The 19,576-nt window shown below is 61.3% G+C and carries 17 protein-coding genes; 8 read left to right on the top strand and 9 right to left on the bottom strand.

Annotated elements, in window-relative coordinates:
- Positions 1-87 precede the first annotated feature (87 nt).
- The 3 genes from G5168_RS11275 to G5168_RS11285 all read left to right on the top strand — a co-directional run bounded on the left by G5168_RS11275 (position 88) and on the right by G5168_RS11285 (position 2,759).
- Positions 88-1,875, top strand: a complete 1,788-nt coding sequence (locus tag G5168_RS11275) for a cation:proton antiporter (protein ID WP_421252218.1) — start codon at positions 88-90, stop codon at positions 1,873-1,875.
- On the top strand, positions 1,872-2,444 hold the full coding sequence (locus G5168_RS11280; RefSeq protein ID WP_421252219.1) for a DNA-J related domain-containing protein: 573 nt from the start codon (positions 1,872-1,874) through the stop codon (positions 2,442-2,444). Before G5168_RS11275 ends, G5168_RS11280 begins: the two co-directional genes overlap by 4 nt.
- Before the next feature lie 66 nt (positions 2,445-2,510).
- Positions 2,511-2,759 (top strand): hypothetical protein, encoded by a 249-nt coding sequence (locus G5168_RS11285; RefSeq protein ID WP_421252220.1) that lies wholly within the window; start codon positions 2,511-2,513, stop codon positions 2,757-2,759.
- A 160-nt stretch (positions 2,760-2,919) separates the two neighbouring features.
- Here G5168_RS11285 and dmeF read toward each other — a convergent pair whose 3' ends face one another.
- Positions 2,920-3,879, bottom strand: coding sequence for a CDF family Co(II)/Ni(II) efflux transporter DmeF (gene dmeF, locus G5168_RS11290; protein ID WP_227341451.1), 960 nt, complete (start codon positions 3,877-3,879; stop codon positions 2,920-2,922).
- 71 nt (positions 3,880-3,950) lie between these two features.
- Here dmeF and G5168_RS11295 point away from each other — a divergent pair, with 71 nt between their 5' ends.
- The 3 genes from G5168_RS11295 (at position 3,951) to G5168_RS11305 (ending at position 6,592) form a co-directional block, all read left to right on the top strand.
- Positions 3,951-4,226 (top strand): metal/formaldehyde-sensitive transcriptional repressor, encoded by a 276-nt coding sequence (locus G5168_RS11295; protein ID WP_005343089.1) that lies wholly within the window; start codon positions 3,951-3,953, stop codon positions 4,224-4,226.
- A gap of 170 nt (positions 4,227-4,396) precedes the next feature.
- On the top strand, positions 4,397-5,593 hold the full coding sequence (locus G5168_RS11300) for an aromatic amino acid transaminase (protein ID WP_421252221.1): 1,197 nt from the start codon (positions 4,397-4,399) through the stop codon (positions 5,591-5,593).
- Positions 5,594-5,659: 66 nt separating this feature from the next.
- Complete coding sequence (locus G5168_RS11305) at positions 5,660-6,592, top strand: LysR family transcriptional regulator (RefSeq protein ID WP_421252222.1); 933 nt, start codon at positions 5,660-5,662, stop codon at positions 6,590-6,592.
- 63 nt (positions 6,593-6,655) lie between these two features.
- On the opposite strand, the gene G5168_RS11310 is transcribed toward G5168_RS11305, so the two are convergent.
- The 4 genes from G5168_RS11310 to G5168_RS11325 form a co-directional block, all read right to left on the bottom strand.
- Positions 6,656-6,979, bottom strand: coding sequence for a DUF1820 family protein (locus G5168_RS11310; RefSeq protein ID WP_421252223.1), 324 nt, complete (start codon positions 6,977-6,979; stop codon positions 6,656-6,658).
- 124 nt (positions 6,980-7,103) lie between these two features.
- Entirely contained in the window at positions 7,104-7,988 is an 885-nt protein-coding gene (locus tag G5168_RS11315; RefSeq protein WP_421252224.1) for a YjjW family glycine radical enzyme activase, read from the bottom strand.
- Positions 7,989-7,998: 10 nt separating this feature from the next.
- Complete coding sequence (locus G5168_RS11320; protein ID WP_270905182.1) at positions 7,999-9,525, bottom strand: YjjI family glycine radical enzyme; 1,527 nt, start codon at positions 9,523-9,525, stop codon at positions 7,999-8,001.
- Between the two features lie 164 nt (positions 9,526-9,689).
- Positions 9,690-10,169, bottom strand: a complete 480-nt coding sequence (locus tag G5168_RS11325; protein WP_227341454.1) for a L,D-transpeptidase family protein — start codon at positions 10,167-10,169, stop codon at positions 9,690-9,692.
- Positions 10,170-10,450: 281 nt separating this feature from the next.
- Here G5168_RS11325 and G5168_RS11330 point away from each other — a divergent pair, with 281 nt between their 5' ends.
- Positions 10,451-13,630 carry a S41 family peptidase gene (locus G5168_RS11330; RefSeq protein ID WP_421252225.1) on the top strand — a complete coding sequence of 1,060 codons (3,180 nt, stop codon included), beginning with the start codon at positions 10,451-10,453 and terminating at the stop codon, positions 13,628-13,630.
- Positions 13,631-13,645: 15 nt separating this feature from the next.
- On the opposite strand, the gene G5168_RS11335 is transcribed toward G5168_RS11330, so the two are convergent.
- Entirely contained in the window at positions 13,646-14,938 is a 1,293-nt protein-coding gene (locus G5168_RS11335; RefSeq protein ID WP_421252226.1) for a ferric reductase-like transmembrane domain-containing protein, read from the bottom strand.
- A 179-nt stretch (positions 14,939-15,117) separates the two neighbouring features.
- Here G5168_RS11335 and G5168_RS11340 point away from each other — a divergent pair, with 179 nt between their 5' ends.
- Positions 15,118-15,477 carry a hypothetical protein gene (locus tag G5168_RS11340; protein WP_227341457.1) on the top strand — a complete coding sequence of 120 codons (360 nt, stop codon included), beginning with the start codon at positions 15,118-15,120 and terminating at the stop codon, positions 15,475-15,477.
- 99 nt (positions 15,478-15,576) lie between these two features.
- Here the strand turns inward: G5168_RS11340 and G5168_RS11345 are convergent, their stop codons facing one another.
- The 3 genes from G5168_RS11345 to G5168_RS11355 are packed head-to-tail and all read right to left on the bottom strand — an operon-like array spanning position 15,577 to position 19,302.
- A complete protein-coding gene (locus tag G5168_RS11345; RefSeq protein ID WP_421249660.1) occupies positions 15,577-16,626 on the bottom strand; it encodes an HlyD family secretion protein in 1,050 nt (349 codons plus the stop codon).
- On the bottom strand, positions 16,626-17,966 hold the full coding sequence (locus tag G5168_RS11350; protein WP_216952123.1) for a glycosyltransferase family 2 protein: 1,341 nt from the start codon (positions 17,964-17,966) through the stop codon (positions 16,626-16,628). The genes G5168_RS11345 and G5168_RS11350 overlap by 1 nt, the downstream gene beginning before the upstream one ends.
- Complete coding sequence (locus G5168_RS11355; RefSeq protein WP_227341458.1) at positions 17,959-19,302, bottom strand: diguanylate cyclase domain-containing protein; 1,344 nt, start codon at positions 19,300-19,302, stop codon at positions 17,959-17,961. Before G5168_RS11355 ends, G5168_RS11350 begins: the two co-directional genes overlap by 8 nt.
- Positions 19,303-19,576: the final 274 nt, after the last annotated feature.

Genomic DNA, 19,576 nt, shown 5'->3' on the forward strand with positions numbered 1-19,576 from the left:
GGCCATGACGCACGCTCCTTCAGGTGTCAATCTGACCAACTTAGCCACTACACTAGCTCCATACTCACTGCCTGAATCGAGGTCTGCATGATTGCCCTCTCTCTGGCCGGGATCGCCCTGGTCTCCGTGCTGGCCCAATGGCTTGCCTGGTCGCTGCGGGTACCCGCCATCCTGTTTCTGCTGCTCACCGGCCTGACTCTGGGCCCTGTCAGCGGCCTGCTCGACCCCGATGTCCTGCTCGGGGATCTGCTGTTTCCGCTGGTCTCCCTGTCGGTAGCCATCATCCTGTTCGAGGGGGCACTGACCCTCCATCTGGCCGAGCTCAAGGGGATCGGCAAGGTGGTGCGCAATCTCTGCTCCACCGGCATGCTGGTCAGTTTCGCCGTCATCGGCAGCGCCGGTTACTTCCTGCTGGGGCTGGACTGGCGGGTTGCCACCATGCTCGGCGCTGTGCTGGTGGTAACGGGCCCGACGGTGATCGCCCCCATGCTCAACGTGATCCGCCCCACCCGGGAGGTGGACCGCATCCTGCGCTGGGAGGGGATCGTCATCGATCCTATCGGCGCCCTATTTGCGGTGCTGGTGTTCGAGGCGGTGCGCCTCGGCAGTCAGGGGGATCTCATCAGCCATACCCTGCTGGCGCTGGGCAAGACAGTGCTGGTCGGTTCCCTGATCGGGGTGGCGGCGGGCTGGCTCACCACCCTGCTCATTCGCAAGGACTGGCTACCGGTCAGCCTGCACAAGTTCGGCGTGCTGGCGCTGGTGCTGGTCACCTTCAGCCTCTCCAACTGGCTGAGCCACGAGTCCGGCCTGCTGGCGGTGACCGTGTTCGGTATCTGGCTCGCCAATCAGGAGGGGCTGGACCTAGAGGAGGTGCTGGCGTTCAAGGAGGATCTCGCGGTCATCCTTATCTCCAGCCTGTTTATCCTGCTGGCGGCGCGCCTCGATCTGGCCCAGCTCTGGCAACTCGGCCCCATGGTGCTGGCGCTGCTCTGCGTGGTGCAATTCGTGGCGCGTCCGCTCTGTATTCTGGTCTCGACCTGGGGCTCGGATCTCTCCTGGCGGGCTCGCGCCCTGCTGAGCTGGATCGCCCCACGTGGCATAGTCGCGGCGGCGGTCAGCGCCTCGTTCGCTATCAGCCTGCATCAGGCCGAGATCCCCGATGCCGACAAGCTGGTGCCGCTGGTATTTGCGGTGATCATCTCCACCGTGGTGCTGCAGAGCCTCACCTCGGCGCCGCTGGCCAGCCTGCTCAAGATGCGCCAGAGCGCCCCCAACACCTGGCTCATCATAGGGGCCAACTCGGTGGCTAGGGCCATCGGCAAGGCGCTGGCGGATCAGGGGGTGCCGGTACAGCTCTGCGATCCCGCCTGGGAGTTCTGCAAACAGGCACGGATGAGCAACCTCCCCTGCTACTTCGGCAACCCCCAGTCGGAACATGCCGAGCTGCACCTGCCGCTCACCAGCATCAGTACCGTGCTGGCCCTCTCCCCCAACCGCCACAACAACGCCCTCGGGGTGCTGCACTTCGCCCACCTCTATGGCGAGGAGCAGGTCTACTCCCTGCGCTCCAGCGAGCAGCACGGCAAGGCGAACCGGGAGAGCGCCACCTTCCGCGCTCGCCAGAACCTGTTTGGGCCCGATATCAACTATGCCAGGCTGAGCGGCCTGCTGAGCCGGGGTGGCCAGATCAAGGCGACCCGCCTGAGCGAGGCGTTCGACTGGGCCCAGTATCAGACCGCCAATCCCGGCGCCATCCCGCTGTTCATCATGGATGGCAAGGGCAAGCCCCAGATCGTTACCGGCCCCGTCACCCCGCAGGCGGGTGAGCTGCTGATCGCCCTGCAACCGCCCAGAGAACAGGGCGCCGAATGAGCGAAGCCAACAATAATCCGCTGCTCGCCCCTCTGCTGGTGCTATTGCAACAGGCGGCGGGCAGCTACAAGGTGCACGAGCTAATGGCCTCCCTGCGCCAGCAGGGGGCAATTCCGGTACTGGCTGACGATGAGCAACTACAGCTGTTTCGGGTCAACTTCCTGATCATGAACGCCCTCTACCAGTTGCAGGCCGAGCTCTGGCAAGAGGGATGGTGGCTGGTAATCAGCACCCTGGATATCCGGCTCGAACCGCTGGCCGGGAATCAGGAGGCCAACCACGGCTTTGCCCTTGGCGAAAATCTGCGTAGCTACTATCTCGACTGGCAGGTGTTCTGGCAGACCGACCGTGCCGAAGTTGAAGCCCTGCTCAACCGCTTCTGGCGCGCTTATGACGGTGAGGGGCACAAAGCCGAGGCGCTGGCCCTGTTGGGGTTGAATGAGGGGGCGAGTCAGGAGGCGATCCGCCGCCGCTGGCGGGAGCTGGCATTGCAGCACCATCCGGATCGGGGTGGTAATGCCGAGACCTTTATCCGTATCCGCTGGGCCTGGGAGGTCCTGCGGGGATGATCCGGTTGCCGTCCGCACAAAGAGAGGCATAGACTGGAGCTGAATCCCCCTTCACAGGAGAGCATCATGACAGTCAGTGAACTTCGCAAGCTCTATCAACAACAGATCCTGCAAGAGGCCGAAATACTCCACGACGTGGCCATCCCCGGCTGGCTCATCGAATTCAGAGGCAAGGATGGCGCTCTCTACGAGCTGACCGACACCCTCGGCTGCCCGGTCAGTTTCGATACGGTCGAGCAGGCCCGCGATCATGTGCATCTGGTAACTGACTGCCCGATGCAGGTAGAACACCTCTATCGCTTCTTCGAACGTTAACTCAAACCGTCACATCTCACCCCTAGCCCCGGTGAGGCTTGTACCAGGCACATAGTCAGCACGTGCCTGCCACAGGCCTCCCCAGAAAAAACTGCTTCGATTTACTCGTGTTGCAGAGTACAAGTTGCACGCTATCTGGCATAGACAGCCATAAATCTGGCTATGGAGTGGCTATCTCTATGGTCACATGGACCAGCTCTTCATGTATCGCCAACCGCGCGCGGATCTCGCTGGCGGAGACAGGCGCAGTCATCAGCAGGGAGAGCACGCAGGCATACTGCTGCTGGCCCACCCGCCAGACGTGCAGATCGCGGATCTCGGCATCCGGCAGGTCGGCAATCACCTCACGGATCTCACCCACCAACGGGGTATCCATCTCGGCATCCAGCAGCACCCGACCGGAGTCGCGCAGCAGACCCCAGGCCCACACCGCCACCAGTACGGCCCCCACTATGCCCATCAGGGGATCCAGCCAGTCGGCCCCCCACAGCATGCCCCCCACCAGTGCCAGGATCGCCAGCACGGAAGTGGCCGCATCCGCCAGCACGTGGATATAGGCGGCACGCAGGTTGAGATCCTGATGGCCGTGGTGATCGTCATGGTCATGATGATCGTGGTCGTGATGCCCATGATGGTGGTCATGCCCATGGCCGTGGTGATGATGGCCGTGATCATCCTTGAGCAGCCAGGCACAGGCCAGATTCACCAGCAGCCCCACCAGCGCGATGGCGATCGCCTGTTGATAGTGGATCGGGCTGGGATCGAGCAGCCTGAACACCGACTCGAACAGCATCAGCCCGGCCACCCCCACCAGCAGGAGAGCGCTGGTGAAGCCACCCAGCACCTCGATCTTCCAGGTGCCGAAGCTGAATCTGTGGTCGCGGGCAAAGTGGCGGGCGGCGCGGTAGGCCAGCACCGAGAGGCCGAGCGCCAGCGCGTGGGAACTCATGTGCCAGCCATCGGCCAGCAGCGCCATGGAGTTGTAGAACCAGCCGCCGCCGATCTCCGCCACCATCATGATGACAGTCAGCAGCACGGCCCAGCGAGTCTTCTGTTCGGCCAGCGGATTCCCTTCGTGGACGACGGGTTGGTGGCAGTGGGATGAGGCAAGGGATGACATGGATTTCTCCTGAGGACGACAATGCAATATACTATACCCCAGTATAGTTTTATTGATCGAGAGGATCCTGCATGTCACACACCATTCACGGTAAAAAGAAGCTGCTGGCACGGGTACGTCGCATCAAGGGACAGGCCGGTGCGCTGGAGCACGCGCTGGAGCAGGAGAGCGACTGCGCCGCCATTTTGCAGCAGATCGCGGCCATTCGCGGTGCCGTCAACGGCCTGATGCTGGAGGTGCTGGAAGGGCACATGCGTGAGCACCTGGGCGCCGAAGAGGCGACCCCGGCCGAGCGGCTGGAAGATCTGGATCAAGTAGTGCGGGTATTGCGCTCCTATCTGAAGTAGGACCGGTGAATGAGGCTGCAGGCGACCCCGCATCATTCCGTTTACGGCTGTGTGGCGTCTGCCCGCCAGCCCCCGTCCCTTTCGGGCTTGAGCCACCGCCAGCTTTGCGCCATGATGTCCAGCCCGGCTGACCGCCGGTTTTACTGGACAGTCAATTTCAAGGATCCCCCATGTTTGAACACGTCGATGCCTATGCTGGCGACCCTATCCTGACCCTGGTCGAGACCTTCCACAAAGACACCCGCGAGCAGAAGGTGAACCTGGGGATCGGCCTCTATTACGACGAGCAGGGCCGCATTCCGCTGCTGGCCTCGGTACAGCAGGCCGAAGCCCAGCGCGCCGCCGCGCCAGCCCCGCGCCCCTACCAGCCGATGGAAGGCGCCGCCAACTACCGCACTGCGGTGCAGCACCTGCTGTTTGGTGCCGACCATGAAGCGGTCAAGGCGGGACGTATCGCCACCATCCAGACCATCGGCGGCTCGGGCGCGCTGAAGATCGGCGCCGATCTGCTCAAGCGCTACTTCCCGACCTCCGAGGTATGGGTCAGCAATCCCACCTGGGATAACCACAAGGCGATGTTCGAGGGAGCTGGCATCAAGGTGCACGACTACCCCTACTACGATGCGGCCACTGGCGGCGTGCAGTTTGATGCGATGATCGACTGCCTGAGTACCCTGCCGGCCAAGAGCATCGTGCTGCTGCACCCTTGCTGCCACAACCCGACCGGGGTGGATCTCTCCCGTGCCCAGTGGGATCGGGTGATCGCGCTGGTGGTCGAGAAGAACCTGATCCCCTATATGGATATCGCCTATCAGGGCTTCGGCGACGGGCTGGAAGAGGATGCCTACGCTATTCGCGCCATGGTGGCCGCCGGCGTAAGCTTCTTCGTCAGCAACTCCTTTTCCAAGAACCTCTCCTTCTACGGCGAGCGGTGCGGCGGCCTGTCGGTCATCTGCAAGGATGCCGAAGAAGCCAGCCGCGTACTGGGTCAGATGAAGGCCACCGTGCGTCGCAACTACTCCAGCCCGCCCACCCACGGTGGCCAGATCACCGCGGCTGTGATGAGCCAGCCCGAGCTGCACGCCATGTGGGTCGACGAAGTGACCGAGATGCGCACCCGCATCAAGGCCATGCGCCAGAAGCTGTTCGAGGTGCTGAGCGCCAAGGTGCCGGGCCGCGACTTCAGCTACTTCATCAACCAGCGCGGCATGTTCAGCTACACCGGCTTCACCCCGGAGCAGGTGGACAGGCTGCGCGAGGAGTTCGCCGTCTATCTGGTGCGATCCGGTCGCATGTGCGTGGCGGGCCTCAACAGTCGCAACGTCGACTACGTAGCCGACGCCATGGCCGCGGTGCTCAAGGGCTAATCCGCACTAGCCCCGCTTTGGCGGGGCTTTCTTGTCTTGTCTCTTCCCTTCGCTTGTGGAGTACTTATGGATCTGATCGCACTCTCTCGGCTGGGAGGTCGCCATCTGGTCACCCTGCATCTGCTGCTCGACAACCAGAGCGTCACCCGCACCGCCGAGCGGCTCTGCACCACGCCTTCCACCGTTAGCAAGACCCTCAACCAGCTGCGGGGTCTGCTGGGGGATCAACTGCTCTACCGCCAGGGCAACCAGCTGCTGCTCACCCCCATGGCCGAGCGACTGGCTCCCACCCTGCACCGGTTGTTGGGGGAGCTGAACGGCCTCACTCGCCAGAATGCCTTCAACCCCCAGCAGTGGCAGGGCTGCTTGCGGCTGGGATTGCGCGAGAGCGTGATGACCTGGCCGGTGGGCCCCATTCTGGGTCAGCTGATGAAAGAAGTGCCGGGCATGGTGCCGGAGATCTGGAACAAGGATGAGCAGGGGCTGGAGGCGCTGGCAGCGGGCAAACTCGACTTCGTGATCCTGCCCCATGACCAGAGCCAGCCGTTAGCGCGCCAGCCCGGGCTGGTGTGGGAGACCCTGCGGGAAGAGAAACTGGTCTGTCTGCTGCGCAAAGACCACCCGGCGCTGGCCAAGCCCTGGGATCTCGATGCCTACCTGAGCTGGCGCCATATCGCCATCCGGGATCAGGAGCTGGCCAACCCCTTCTTCGAGCAGAGCCTTGCCCAGCAACAGGTGCGTCGCCAGATTGGCGCCACCCTGCCCGATTTTGCCAGCGCGGCGGCCCTGCTGCCCCAGACCGATCTGATCCTCACCGCCATCGGTGGCTGGGCGGCATGCATCGCCAGCCAGCCGGATCTGGAGCTGCGTCCGGCACCGTTCGATTACGGCAAGGTGAGTCACAGTCTGGTCTGGTATGGCCCGGCCGGTGATGGCTCGGCCCGCCACTGGTTCCGCCAGCGGATCCTGCAACTGGGTCGCGAGCTGGTCGAGCCCTGAGCCAGGTGACAGCGAGAAGAGATGGATGTTTCGCCACGGCGAAACATCCACGGCAATGAGGGATCAGGGACGCTTGGTATAGATGGGACTGGGGAAGGAGGCGACGTTGCTACCCAGATCCGTAATGCGGGCAGCCCCCTGCTTTTTCACCTGATCGATGCGTAACACCTGATGCATGGGGATAAGGGTGTGACGCACATCGGCAAATTCGCTCTTGAGCTTTTCATGGCTGGGATCGACGATAAGCGCCGTGTGGTTGTCCCAGACAAAATCGGCGATCTCGATAAATCCAAACAGTTGGCCCTGATTCACCTCGCGCACATAAACCTCATAGCGCTCGTTGTGGCAAATAAACTGAACCCGATATAACGCCTTGCTTTCACTCATGATTTATCTGTGATGGAGGAGGGACGGATGGGCAATATCATAACGAGCCCCAAGGCCCCCTCCAATAGACAGAAGTCACAGTTGTGTGCTTTTACTACACAGCAAGGGAATCGATCAGACCTCTTTAGATCAGCGGTGGCAAGGTCACCGCCCCCACTCCCGCAGCACGCAACCGACTCGCCAGCCACTCCAGCTCGCTGCGGGTCGCCTCTGGCCAAAACCTCGCCTCCCCCCGTACCCCGTGGTGGCGAAAGCCATTGAGGCGAATGGGCACAGGCCCCAGCTGCTGCAAGAAGGCGGCGAGATCCGCGTCCAGCTCACCATTCGCATCCAGAAAATCGCTCTTGCCCGGCACGTGGAGCAGCCGCAGTTCGGTCAGCTTGCTGTGACTTGCCAGCAGTTGCAGCGATGCCAGCACCCGTTCGCGGCTGTAACCGGTCAGCGAGAGGTGTACCGAGTCACGCCACCCCTTGAGATCGAGCATGGCGCCGTCGAGCACCGGCAGCAGCCGCTGCCAGCCGGTTTCGGCCAGAGAACCGTTGCTGTCGAGCAGGCAAGTGAGATGGGTCAGATCCGGCGCGCCCTTGATGGCAGCAAACAGCGCAACCACAAAGGGGAGCTGGGTGGTCGCCTCACCACCGGAGACGGTAATGCCGGTCAGCAAGGGGCCGTAGCGTCGCAGCAGGGCCAGCACCTCGGCCACCGTCATGGTGGCCGTCTTGGGGTTGGCGCTGCGCGGGCAGGCCTCCAGACAGGCGTCGCAGTCGGTACAGAGCATCGCCTGCCAATGAACCTTGCCTTCGCTCATGGATAGGGCGCCGCTCGGACAGACCGCAAGGCAGTCGCCACAATCGTCGCACAGCCCGATGGTGTGAGGGTTGTGGCAGCCGGGGCAGCGAAAGTTGCAGCCCTGCAGAAACAGCACCAGCCGGTTGCCCGGCCCGTCGACACAGGAGAACGACAGCACCCTGCTCACCAGAGCGCTGCGTGTTGGCAAGACATCAGCCATCGGTGCGAACTCAATACTCGCCGATGGTCGATTCGTGGGCGACTACCCGCGGAGCCCGCTGACGAATGGCGGTCACTTCACTCGCCTCGGCACCGAGACAGGTGGTCTGCAAGCGCGATCCCTCCTCTGCGAAGCGAGCCACGTCGCTCTTGCGGATCATGTAGCCGGTCACCCGCACCAGATCGCTGTCGGCCACGTTGGCGGTGAACTCGCGCATACCGATAGCGAGCGCTCCCTTGCAGAGCTGCAGCAGTGCCTGCGGGTTCTGGCGGATGGTGGGATCCAGCGTGAGGATCTCGCTGATCCCCGAATGGTAATAAGTGTGGTGCGGCGCCAGCGCCAGCACATGGCTGGCCGGATCCGGCTCCTGCCCGTAGGGGATGCGCACCCCGGGGGTGACTGCCACATCGATGCTGAGGCCACCTTGCGAGTGCAGCAGGGCGCGACCACCCCAGGCATGGGTTTGCGGCGTCGCAGTGACATATTCCGAGAGCTGGGCCGAGATGCGATAGCCAAGCTGGTTCGCCTCCTCGCCGTGACCATAGCGATCCGGCAGATTCTCTTTATCCATCAGGATATTGACCGCTTCCGCCATGCCGTAGATGCCGAACATGGGGACGAAGCGATCCTCATCCAGCAGCCCCTCTTTCACCAGGAAGCTGTTGAAGAAGCCGGACTCCTGATGCAAGAAAGCGGCCCGCGCTTCGATCAACTGGGAGGCCAGACGGCAGTAGTGGGGCAGCAGGCAGCCGAGGAAGTCATCGATCCCCTGGCACTGCTCGGCGACCCGCTTGAGGGAGATGCGCACCAGGGTATTGGCGCCACCGGCCTGCGGCAAGGCGTTGTAACAGCTGACGATGCCAAAACCACGCTGGTCAAAGGTATCGCGATGGATCGGGTAGTTGGCGATGTGCGGCTTGCTGCACTCGGCGATGTTCTTCACCGCCTGCAGCAGCAGGCTGTCCGGGGTCTGCTCCGGATCGTGGAAGAAGGTGAGGTTCGGCGCCACCTGCTTGAGCTCGTTGTCGATGCGCAGGATCAGGCGGCAGATGCGGTTGTCATCGGGACCGATGTTGACGTGCATGAAGGCGTCCGGCAGCACCCGATCCAGATAGACCCAGAACCCCTTCAGCTTGCGATAGAGGCTCTCGTCATCCAGTTCGCCGACAAACGGCAACAGCAGATGGTCGAGCCGTCCCAGCCAGACCGGCATGCCGGTGACGGAGGGGACATGGTGATAGAGGATGCGCAGGGCGTTGAGCGCCTCGTCGAAATCCTGCGGCGCCGTCAGCTCCAGCCAGGCAGAGCCCTGAGTCAGGAATTTTTCATAGTCCGGCAGCACATAACGCGGCTTGTAGGGGGCATGCCCTTCGAACATGTCGCAGATAAATCCCTGCTCCATCGCCTCGGCGACTGCGGCAGGCAGGTCGGGGTAGGGCAACGCATTCTCGGCGGCCAGCGCCAGTGCGTGGCTCTTCTGAGCAGCGGAGAGATGGGGATCGCGCACGATGCGCTGACAGGTTTCGGTCAAAGACATGGGACACTCCTTCACGGACAGAGCACATATCCTCACCATTTGCAGGCTTTTTTTGAAGTGACATTCACAACAATGCGAATGTCTCAAAAAGACATCCGTTAAAGGGGATCACAACCAGAACAGAACGGGGGCCTTGTCTGCCGACAAGGCCCCCGTTGTGCGGATCAGGGCTCGATGATGATGGGCGTACCCGGGTCAATGGCATTCCAGAGCTCATCCATCTCGTGGTTAAGTACCGCAATACAACCGTTGGTCCAGTTGGAGGGCTGTACCCGACGGTTACCCATCCGGTTAAGCTGACCATGGATCATGATCATGCCACCCGGGTTCACCCCCAACTCATTGGCGCGCTTGATATCGTCCAGATTCGGGTAGTTGATATGTATCGCTTTATAAAAGCCGGAGTTGCTCTTCTTGTAATCCAGGGTGTAGCGCCCCTCCGGGGTACGTTGATCCCCTTCCCGCTGCTTGTGCCCCTTGGGCGCCGGGCCCAGTGCAACCCAGTAGCGCTTCAGTTCCTTGCCATCCTTCATCAGGGTGAGGCTGTAGGTAGACTTCTTGACCACCACCAAATCGGCTTTTTCGGTAAAGGCAAAACTCAGCGCGGGCCACAGCCCCAGCACACACAACAATACGGCTCTCATTCCATCCCTCGACAAGCCTCTGGCAGGGCTTTTTATGGTTGTCACATCATCTGAATAGGCTCGCCCGTTGGCGAGCGAGCGCCATGATATTGGATCGCCATCAATACTCAATAGACCCAATAAAACATATCTTGGCTGCGAACGGTGAATGGTCCATGAACGACCTGCGCAAACATGACTAATTGACAATAAAAACAAAAACATAGATTACATTTTCTGGCTAGCCATGATGCCGCAGATCGGTAAATATGTAACAATTGAACCTGATTCAGGATGGCATCATGCCTCTGCACTTCTTGCCGAACTCTTCGCTGACCCGCCTGCTGCTGGTCAGCGCACTGCTCTGGCTACCCGCCAGTGTCGCCGCCGATGCACTCTGGCTGCGCGAGCCCGCCCTCTCCCCCGATGGCAAGCAGCTTGCCTTCACCTGGCAGGGGCGCATTTTTGTTGCCAGTGCCGAGGGTGGCCCTGCCACGGCGCTCACCGGCAGCGACTACCTGAGCCAGCGGCCAATCTGGTCGCCTGATGGCAAACAGCTCGCCTTTGCCGCCAATCTCTACGGCAACGAAGATGTGTTCGTGGTGCCCGCCAGCGGCGGCGAGATGGTGCGCCTCACCCGCGATTCGCGCACCGATCTGCCGCAAGCCTTCAGCGACGATGGCAAACGGCTGCTGCTGAGCAGCCAGCGCCTGGGGGCGCCCGATGCCGACCATTTTGTCGCGGAAGGCTACCAATGGGGCGAGCTCTACTGGACCCCGCTCACCGGCGGCACCTTGCAGGCCGATCTGCCGCTGCCTGCAACTCTCGCCCGCCCCCACGGGGAGCTGCTCGCCTATCAGATGCCCGCGGCGGATCAACCCTTTCGCAAGCATCAGCACTCGTTTGCGGTGCCCCGTCTCTGGTTGTTTGATGGCAAGCAGCACAAGCAGCTGACCGAAGATCGGGTGGCGGCCACCGATCCGGTCTGGAGCGACAAGGGAGATACCCTCTTTTACCTGAGCGAGCGCAGCGGCGATTTCAACGTCTGGCGCCGGGATCTCGCCAGCGGCAAGGAGCAACAGCTGACCCACTATCAGGGCCATCCGGTGCGGGGGCTCAGCGCCTCTCGCAGTGGCGATCTGGTCTGGTCATGGCTGGGTGAACTCTATCGCCTCGATGCCGGTAGCAGCGAGCCACGCAAGCTGACCCTCACCCCGCAAGTGGCGAGCACGCCGGATGAGGCGAGCGAGACCCTGACCCTGGCAGATGAAGCGCTGGTCAGCGAAGAGGCGGATGAGCTGATCCTGGTGAGCGAGGGCAACCTGTTTGCCGTCGACCCCGAGCGGGAGCGGGTGCGCCAGCTGACCCGAGATCCGAGCGAGCAATCCAGCCCCCTCTTCGCCGAGCAGGGCAGCGCCCTCATCTATCTGTCGGAGCAGCAGGGGCACGCCGCCCTCTATCGCCTGCGCAAGGGGGATCCGGATCTGCTGTTCAGCGATCCCGGCACTTTGACCGAGAGTCTGCTGCTGGCCATTTCCGGCAAGGGGATCAGCCGTCCGGTGCTCTCCCCCGATGGCAAACAGCTCGCCTTCGTGGTAGATGGCCAGGCCATCCACCTGCTCGATCTGGCGAGCAACAAGCAGCGGGAGCTGGTGCCTGCCAGCTTCAACCCGTCGCGCCACGAGGTGCATCTCGCCTTTGCCCCCGACTCCCGCCATCTGGCGCTCACCTTCCGCCCCGATGCGGCAGAGCAGGAGATCGCGGTGATCGATACGGCCAATCCCAAGGCCAAACCGGTCAATGTCAGCCTCAACGGCTATCAGGATGGGCAACCGGGCTGGAGTCAGGATGGCGCCATTCTCTACTGGCAATCGACCCGGTTTGGCGCACTGGGGCCCGATGGCGAGCCCCTCGTCACCAACCTGCTCGGCATTTACAGCAGCCGCACCGCCAGAGCCGATGCCATTGCCGAGCTGGAGCCGCCGAAAGGGGGATACGGCTTTGAGAGCGATCGTCTCAACCATCGCGAAGCGCTGCTGCTGCAACCCACCGGCTCCCTGCTCGCCAGCCGCATCATCGGCGACCAGCTGATCTATCTGGTGGAGGAGATGGGGGTCAACAGCGAGAGCGAGATCAAGGGCTACAGCCAGGATCTGCGCAAGGGCAAAACCAGCGAACTGTTTGGCGAGCAGCCCGGCCCAGCGCTGGCAAGCCTCAACCAGCAGGGCACCCTGGCTACCCTGGTGCGGGATGGGGAGATCACCCGGATCCATCTCGACTCCGGCGAGGCCACCAGCGCCCCCTTCGCCTTGCAACCCACCAGCCGCTGGCAGGAACGCATGACCGCCGCCTTCGATCAGATCGCCCGCCTAACCCGGGACGAGTTCTATCTGGACGATATGAACGGGGTGAACTGGGATAGCTATGTCGCCGCTTACCGCCGCCTGCTGCCGGGCATCGGCAACCCGCGGGACTTTGGCAACCTGCTGGCGGAGCTGGCTGGCGAGCTCAATGTCTCCCACACCTGGGGCAGCGGCCCCGCCCCCTTCCCGCGCATGGCGGACGAGACCGCCAGCCTTGGCGGCTACTGGCAGGATGGCGAGCCGGGGGTGATGCTCACCGCCCTGCTCTCTGGCGGCCCGCTGGATCAGGAGAGCGATATCGCCCCGGGCGCCCGCCTGCTCGCCATCAACGGCGTCCCGATTGCCAATCTGGCCGAGCTGGATCGGGCCCTCAACCATCAGGCCGGTGCCCGGCTTGCCCTCACCTTCCAGCAGGAGGGCAACAAGCAAACTGACGAGGTGGTGCTCACCGCCATCAACAAGCTGCAGGAGTACCAGCTGCAACAGGATCGCTGGATTGAGAAACGGCGGGAGCTAGTGGCCAGCCTGAGCGGAGGACGGGTCGGCTACGTCTATCTGCCGGCAATGAATAGCGAGGTCTACGATGCGGTGGTGGCGGATGCCCTCGGCAGACAGCGCAATCGCGATGCGCTGATCGTCGATGTCCGCTTCAACAGCGGTGGCTATCTCGCCAATACCCTGGTGGAGTTTCTGACCGGCAGCGGCAGCACCAAGGGAATGGCCAGCAGTTGGCCCCGTCAGGGCAAGGGTGAAACCGACGCCGCCACTCGCCAGTGGACCAAGCCCTCGGTGGTGCTGGTGAACGCCGCCAGCTACTCGGAAGGCTCCGCCTTCCCCGAGTACTACCGCGCCCTCAAGGTCGGCCCCATCGTCGGCGATCCGGTGCCCGGCACCGGCACCATGGTCTACAGCCACGACTCTAGGCTGATTCCGGGGCTCTCCTACGGCATTCCGACCCTGGGGCTGCGCAAACCGGACGGCACCTTCTACGAGAATCAGGAGCTGATCCCGGACCTGCAGGTGCCCCTCACCCCCGCCGACATGGTGGCCGGGCGCGACCCGCAACTGGAGGCGGCAGTACAAGCCGCCCTCAAGCAGTTGTCAGCCAGCGCCAAATAACGGCGCCCATCGAGCTCAACGAAAGCGAAACAGCTCGCGATGCAGATGCCCGTCCGGCAACAGCCGGGTCAGGGCATCTGCCATCCCCTCCGGCCCGCAAAACCACACCTGCTCGGGGGCATCCTGCGCAATGCGGGCAAGATCCAGTCGCCCGGCCGCCTTGTCCAGATGCAGCTGATAGCGCACGCCGGTGCGATGACAGAGCTCGGCCAACCGCCGGTGGTAGACGGCGCCTGCCAGATCCGGGGCACACTGGATCAGGGTGCCCCCCTCGCAGCGCTCTCCACGGGCAGCCAGCCCCTCCAGCCAGGCGACGAACGGCGTGATACCTATCCCGGCCCCCAGCCAGAGGGCTCGGCCTCCCCTCTGCGGGGCGACAAAGGCGCCATAGGGGCCGGTCACCACCACTCCATCCCCGACGCGCGCCTCTGCCACCAGCTGACGGGTATGATCCCCGAGCGCCCGCACCGCGATCACCAGCTGGCGCCGATCCGCCGACACCCGCACCAGAGTAAAGGGGTGCGGCCCCTCCTTGGCGTCAAATTCGAAAAAGGCAAACTGACCCGGGCGGTAATGGGCGAGCGGCCGCCCCAACTGCATGGTCAGCTCGCAGGTGTGATCCGCCAGCGCCCGCACCGCAATGACCCGGCCGGGATGGCGATCCCGCGCCCCCACTTGCCCCAGCAGGGAGTAGAGGGCCCCGATAGCTCCCAGCCCACCGATTAACCAGATCGCTACCCCCACCGGGGTCATGGCCCCAATCTGAGGCAGCAGGCAGAGCCCGTGTCCCCACCCCGCCAGATAGATGAGCGGTGCCAGCCGGTGGATCAGCCGAAAACGGCCATAACTCACCAGGGCCAACAAGCTCACTACCACCAGCGCGATTAGCAGATAGAAACTCCACTCACCCAGGGTATTGCCAAGGGCATGGAGCGAGATGCCATTACCTGCACCAGCGCCAGCTGCACTGGCCCCACGCCGGGCGGGACGACTCAGCCAACCCGCCGAGACCGCCCACTTGGGCGCCTCCACCAGCAGCCAGTGAGCGGTCAGTGCCAATGCGCCGCCAATGGCCGTCTGACGGTGCAATCGCAACATCCGGTCCAGACCGCCACACCACACCTCCAGCCGCGGCAGGCGCAACGCCAGCAACAGCGAAATGGCCATATAGGCCATCCCCAGCAGGCCCGTCAGCAGCAACATCTCATGGCGCCAGGGCCACACCCCGTTGGCGTCCCCCGCATAACCCAGCCACCAGACTCCAACCGCCAGCAGCGGCAACAGCCACCACACCCGTTTACTCGTCATAACATGCCCCCTGGTTCCATCGCGGCAGGGCCTTACCCCTGCTCATGGTTCCATTACAACCCCGTCCGGTCACAAGACTTTGCCAGAGGGGGAAGCTTGTGTGGCAATGTGTGACAAACGGCAACAGCAGAGGGGCCCGCCGGCCCCTCTGGTCACCCTTGCTGACTGGCACTCTCTTCATGGGGAATAGCGCAAAATCCACCTCTGCCGTGATTGACGACCCGCCTGCAAAAGGAATCAAATGGGGACGACACATATCTGCGGCGGAAACCCTGCTGCCCACCTTCCGGACAAGGAGCTCCCCCTTGCTTTCATCCACCGAACAACGCGTCTGCTCAAGCTGTCAGCGCGAGACCAACCATGTCGTGGTGCTGGTCGACAAATCCTTTGGCCAGCAGCTGACACCAGAGCAAAAGCGCAAAGCCTTTATCAAAGACTTCATTACCGGCTGGGCCGCCAGCCCCTTTCTGGCCAACATGGATCGCTTTGAACGACATGCCATCTGCGAGCATTGCGGAAATAAAGTCATTGATGAATGAAAAAGGGAGAGGCAATCGCGAGCTTCCATACACCAGCCACCTTTTATGGCCGAAACCCAAAAGAAGGCGTTGCGATTCAGGATCACAACGCCATAGACGTCAATCAAACAACACGGTCACCGGCAACCCTTCCACTTGCAGGTTCGGGGGTAATTTTTCATCCAGCGAGAGTGCGACCTTGAGGGTTGCTTTCTCCCCTTCAAACGGAGCGGCTAACTGAGCCGGCAACTTGTCCGCCAGCTCGACCTGTCTGGCGACCCTGGCAGCCAGACGCTCCCCGCTGGGCAGCTTGACGACAGCCTTGTGTCCAGGAGCCATTGAAGAGAGATATTTGGGCTGCACATAGGCTATCACCAGCGGGTCTTCTCGCTTCGAGATAAGTGCCAGAGGAGCCCCCGAGAATACCCAGTCCCCCTCCTGTACCAGCACATCTGAAACCTTGCCAGTCGCCGGAGCTCTTGGCTGTTGATGGTACGCCATCGCTTCCATCTCGGTCAGCTCCTGATCGAGCAAGTGACGAGCACTGGCTAGCGGTCCGGTCAGTTGGTCCTCACTGATTTGCAGTTCCTGCGCTATCTTCTCTGCCCTTGCCTTCTGCAGAGCTATGCGTGACTGAGTCCAATTCAGCAGGGCCGTTGCGTACTCTGCACTGGATACCAGCTTCTCTTTTTTATAACCGGCATACTCCTGATAGATGACCTCCTGCTCCCGGCTCCCCCGTTCGGCAATACCAATCTGTTCGTCCAGATTGTGCAAGATAGCCTGTTCAGCCTCAGCCTTGCTCAATTCGATGGCCGCTCTGCGCGCTTTTCGTTCCGCCATGTTGGCCTTGAGGGTTGGAGATTCGAACTGCATCAGGGCATCGCCTTGTGACACCCCCTGGCCGGGAGCCGTGTAGATGTGTCGAATAAAGCCATCCCCATTGGCAACAACCAGTTGCGGCTCGGTGGTAATGATGGCTGGCGCCTGGGTCAGCCACCACTCGCGCCCCAGATACCACAGCAGAATAATAACGGGACTGAATGCCAGTAACAGGATGAGATACCAGCGAGCCTTGAAGGCGACACGCTTGGCGGGGGCATACAATACCCGGATCCCTTCATCCGACGTGGCATCCTGCTTCTTGGGGGGATTGAATGTGACTTTCATCAGAATTTATTTCCTCGTTTTAATACCCACCAGGGGGCCATGCTGCTCTCTTCATGACCGCGCCGGAACATCTCATTCAACAGTGCGATGGCGCACCACAAGCGCATCAGCAAGGTGTACACCGGGTAAAGACACAACCATGGCAGCAGACGTAGATCTGCCTTCGGGCGTTCAGATATAGCCAGCAAAAACACAGCGAAATTAACCAGGGTAAGAAACAGGTAAACCAGATAGAGACAGATCATCAACGCAGCGACAAACTGCCCCGGATAGCTAAGCACCAACCACCAGCTATAACCCATGACCAGCAGGGGCAGCACCACGTTTTGCGCCACCCCGTAGATCAAGGTAAACAAAAAGGTCTTCCAGCCCAGAATACGCGGCGTCAGGGAGAGCTTGTGCTTGCGCAGATAGAGAAACAGCAGATCTCCATCCCAGCGTAAACGCTGCTTGGCAAGCGTGATCACGTCTGCGGGCGCATCGGTGTGACCGATGGCACGAGGGGCGAACCCTATCTTTAAAGCCGGATGGCGTTTGAGGTAATGCTTAATACGGACCGTCAGATCCAGATCTTCTGCGGTATGGGTATCCCACCCACCAATCTGGCGCAAAAAATCACGACGAAACGCACCGAAGGCTCCCGAGATATTGTTGATGAGGTTCCACTCGCTCAGTCCCGTCTTGCCCCCCTGCATGGAGATCATGTACTCAATGCTCTGCATCCGGGTCAGTACGCCATCGTTCAGATTTCGCACCCTTAATGCCCCTCCCACAGCAGGCACATCAGGATCATCGAAACAAGCCACGATCTCATCGATCATGTTGTTGTCAAAGGAGGTATCTCCGTCCGCGTTCATCACTATCTCGCCAGTCGCAGCGGAGAGACCGGCATTGAGAGTGGAGACCCGGCCTCCCCTCTGCCATTTCGGTAGCAGGACCAAACTTCTGTTCTCGCACCCCTCGAATTCACGAACACAATTGAGCGCAGCCTGATAGGTATGCGCGTTGGCCTTGGCGCCATCAATCACAGCAATGATTTCCATTTGACCGCGATAAAGCTGTTCCTTGAGCGTCAATATGGTGGAGCGGATCGCCTCACCTTCCCCATAACAGGTGATGATGCAAGACACTTTGGGACAGCGCCGAGCGCGCGGCAGTTCAGATGCCCTGGGAACCTGGCGCGCATACCATTTCAGGATCCCGGTCAACGTCAGCGCCATCAGTGGCACCTCCATCAACAGCAACATGGGCAACAGCAACAGAATCATCCGGGGAGAAAACTGGAGGCTACCCAGTATCTCTATCAGGATGTAGTGCACCGTATTCATCCACTCATGCATCCGGGCTATCTCCATCCAGCCACTGGCCGAGCCATACCGCTGTATCGTCGCCCAACAGGGCGGGCAAAGGTTGTACTTTCACCGCCAGCGTCAGAGCATCCAGTCCTTCGATGAGATTCAATGCCTGAATGCGCTCCTGCAGAATGCGCCAGTCGTCGGCATCAGTATGCGGCAACAGCAATAACAATCGGTCATCGGCATACTGGCAAACGACATCGGTATCACGGAATAGAGCTTGCAAACGGCTGAGCAGAGCGGCCAGTCGCTGCTGAGTCTTTAGCATGCCCAACTCGGCCCGCAACTCAGCCAGATGCTCAACCCGAATAGCCAGCAAGGTATGGCAGCCACCATGGCGTTGCAGCAAGCTATTGTTCCATTGCAGCAACCAGGGGAAGTGCTCCATGGCCATAGGGGTACCCCAGGTCAACGGCAGATGCAGTTGTTGAGTTCCTTCCCGTGCGATGTGGCGGGCCAGCTTGCCGATGCGATATTCATAGATGGGCGCAACCACCAGATCATCGGGTTTGTGCGCCTGGCCACATTCATGGCAACGCGCCTGGACGGCAGCCTCCATAAAACGGGCATGGCATGACAAACAACGGAATTTCTCAAGGGGCCTGTCATAGTCAACACCGATGTGACGCAGAGTCGTGACGCACTTGGGACAACGCAGCACACCCTGTCGCATGAATGCATCCTGATCATCCACGTGCCCGCAGGTGAAGCAGTGCACAGCTGGCTTGGCCTGGATGGCGATATGAGCGCATTCGGGACACACATCGACAAAATTGAGATGTGCCGAGTTGCAACTGTGACAAAGACGTACCCGGTCCACCAGCTGCTCACTCTGCAATAAACGCTCTGCAACCAGCTGCGGGAGGGCATCCCCTGCTTCGCTGCCCAGCAGGCAATCCAGCAGGGGATAGCTGTACCCCTGACGGCAACCAGCCTGCCAACGTGGCAACAAGCGAAAATGGGAGCGAGGCCAGCTGTACCAAGCCAGCTTTTCCATGTCATCCGGATGCTCTCGAGGGGTCAACAACGCCAACCGTTCAAGCATGTCAGAGGCCCGTTCATCCAGCTGTGTCAGGAGACCGTCGGCCAACATGGGAGAGAGCGGGCTCTTCACAACACAAAATACCGGCTGCAAATAACGTATCGGGTCACGCCGCACAGCCTGCAATACCCTGTCCTGCTCATCTGCAGGCAGGTTGAGCAGTAATACCGGCTGCTGCAATGGATCCCAGCAGGACAGATCGAGAAGTGGCAAGGCAACACGATCCACCGAGCCTCCCAGCAGCGCAATCTGACCGGGGTGTTCACTCGTGCTCATCATGGGGAAATAACCTCTTTCCATTCACTGACAAATAGATACCAAGCCAATAAAACGGACCCGCCTGTTGCCATGCATCGGCAGACTCAGGCAATGTCGCGAGATGCGCATTGCCCTGCACGGACAGCACAACAGCAGTGTCAACGTTATCGACGGATAGCATGAAGCAGGCGAACGCGCAGAAAGAGTTGAGAGCTGACGCCATTTTCATGTGCGGCTCAGCCATCTCGGGGGAAGAGATCTGAAGCTTTCCGAGCCCGACTCACATCGGGGGTGG

Origin of the sequence: Aeromonas sp. 600724, from assembly GCF_049175135.1 — a bacterium.
GTDB classification, from domain to species: Bacteria; Pseudomonadota; Gammaproteobacteria; order Enterobacterales; family Aeromonadaceae; genus Aeromonas; species Aeromonas veronii_A.

Coding starts and splice junctions, on each gene's coding strand:
- G5168_RS11330 (WP_421252225.1), top strand. CDS start 10,451: ATGCCTCTGCACTTCTTGCCGAACTCTTCGCTGACCCGCCTGCTGCTG.
- G5168_RS11280 (WP_421252219.1), top strand. CDS start 1,872: ATGAGCGAAGCCAACAATAATCCGCTGCTCGCCCCTCTGCTGGTGCTA.
- G5168_RS11325 (WP_227341454.1), bottom strand. CDS start 10,169: ATGAGAGCCGTATTGTTGTGTGTGCTGGGGCTGTGGCCCGCGCTGAGT.
- G5168_RS11295 (WP_005343089.1), top strand. CDS start 3,951: ATGTCACACACCATTCACGGTAAAAAGAAGCTGCTGGCACGGGTACGT.
- G5168_RS11310 (WP_421252223.1), bottom strand. CDS start 6,979: ATGAGTGAAAGCAAGGCGTTATATCGGGTTCAGTTTATTTGCCACAAC.
- G5168_RS11285 (WP_421252220.1), top strand. CDS start 2,511: ATGACAGTCAGTGAACTTCGCAAGCTCTATCAACAACAGATCCTGCAA.
- G5168_RS11350 (WP_216952123.1), bottom strand. CDS start 17,966: ATGCATGAGTGGATGAATACGGTGCACTACATCCTGATAGAGATACTG.
- G5168_RS11315 (WP_421252224.1), bottom strand. CDS start 7,988: ATGGCTGATGTCTTGCCAACACGCAGCGCTCTGGTGAGCAGGGTGCTG.
- dmeF (WP_227341451.1), bottom strand. CDS start 3,879: ATGTCATCCCTTGCCTCATCCCACTGCCACCAACCCGTCGTCCACGAA.
- G5168_RS11300 (WP_421252221.1), top strand. CDS start 4,397: ATGTTTGAACACGTCGATGCCTATGCTGGCGACCCTATCCTGACCCTG.
- G5168_RS11345 (WP_421249660.1), bottom strand. CDS start 16,626: ATGAAAGTCACATTCAATCCCCCCAAGAAGCAGGATGCCACGTCGGAT.
- G5168_RS11335 (WP_421252226.1), bottom strand. CDS start 14,938: ATGACGAGTAAACGGGTGTGGTGGCTGTTGCCGCTGCTGGCGGTTGGA.
- G5168_RS11340 (WP_227341457.1), top strand. CDS start 15,118: ATGGGGAATAGCGCAAAATCCACCTCTGCCGTGATTGACGACCCGCCT.
- G5168_RS11355 (WP_227341458.1), bottom strand. CDS start 19,302: ATGATGAGCACGAGTGAACACCCCGGTCAGATTGCGCTGCTGGGAGGC.
- G5168_RS11320 (WP_270905182.1), bottom strand. CDS start 9,525: ATGTCTTTGACCGAAACCTGTCAGCGCATCGTGCGCGATCCCCATCTC.
- G5168_RS11305 (WP_421252222.1), top strand. CDS start 5,660: ATGGATCTGATCGCACTCTCTCGGCTGGGAGGTCGCCATCTGGTCACC.
- G5168_RS11275 (WP_421252218.1), top strand. CDS start 88: ATGATTGCCCTCTCTCTGGCCGGGATCGCCCTGGTCTCCGTGCTGGCC.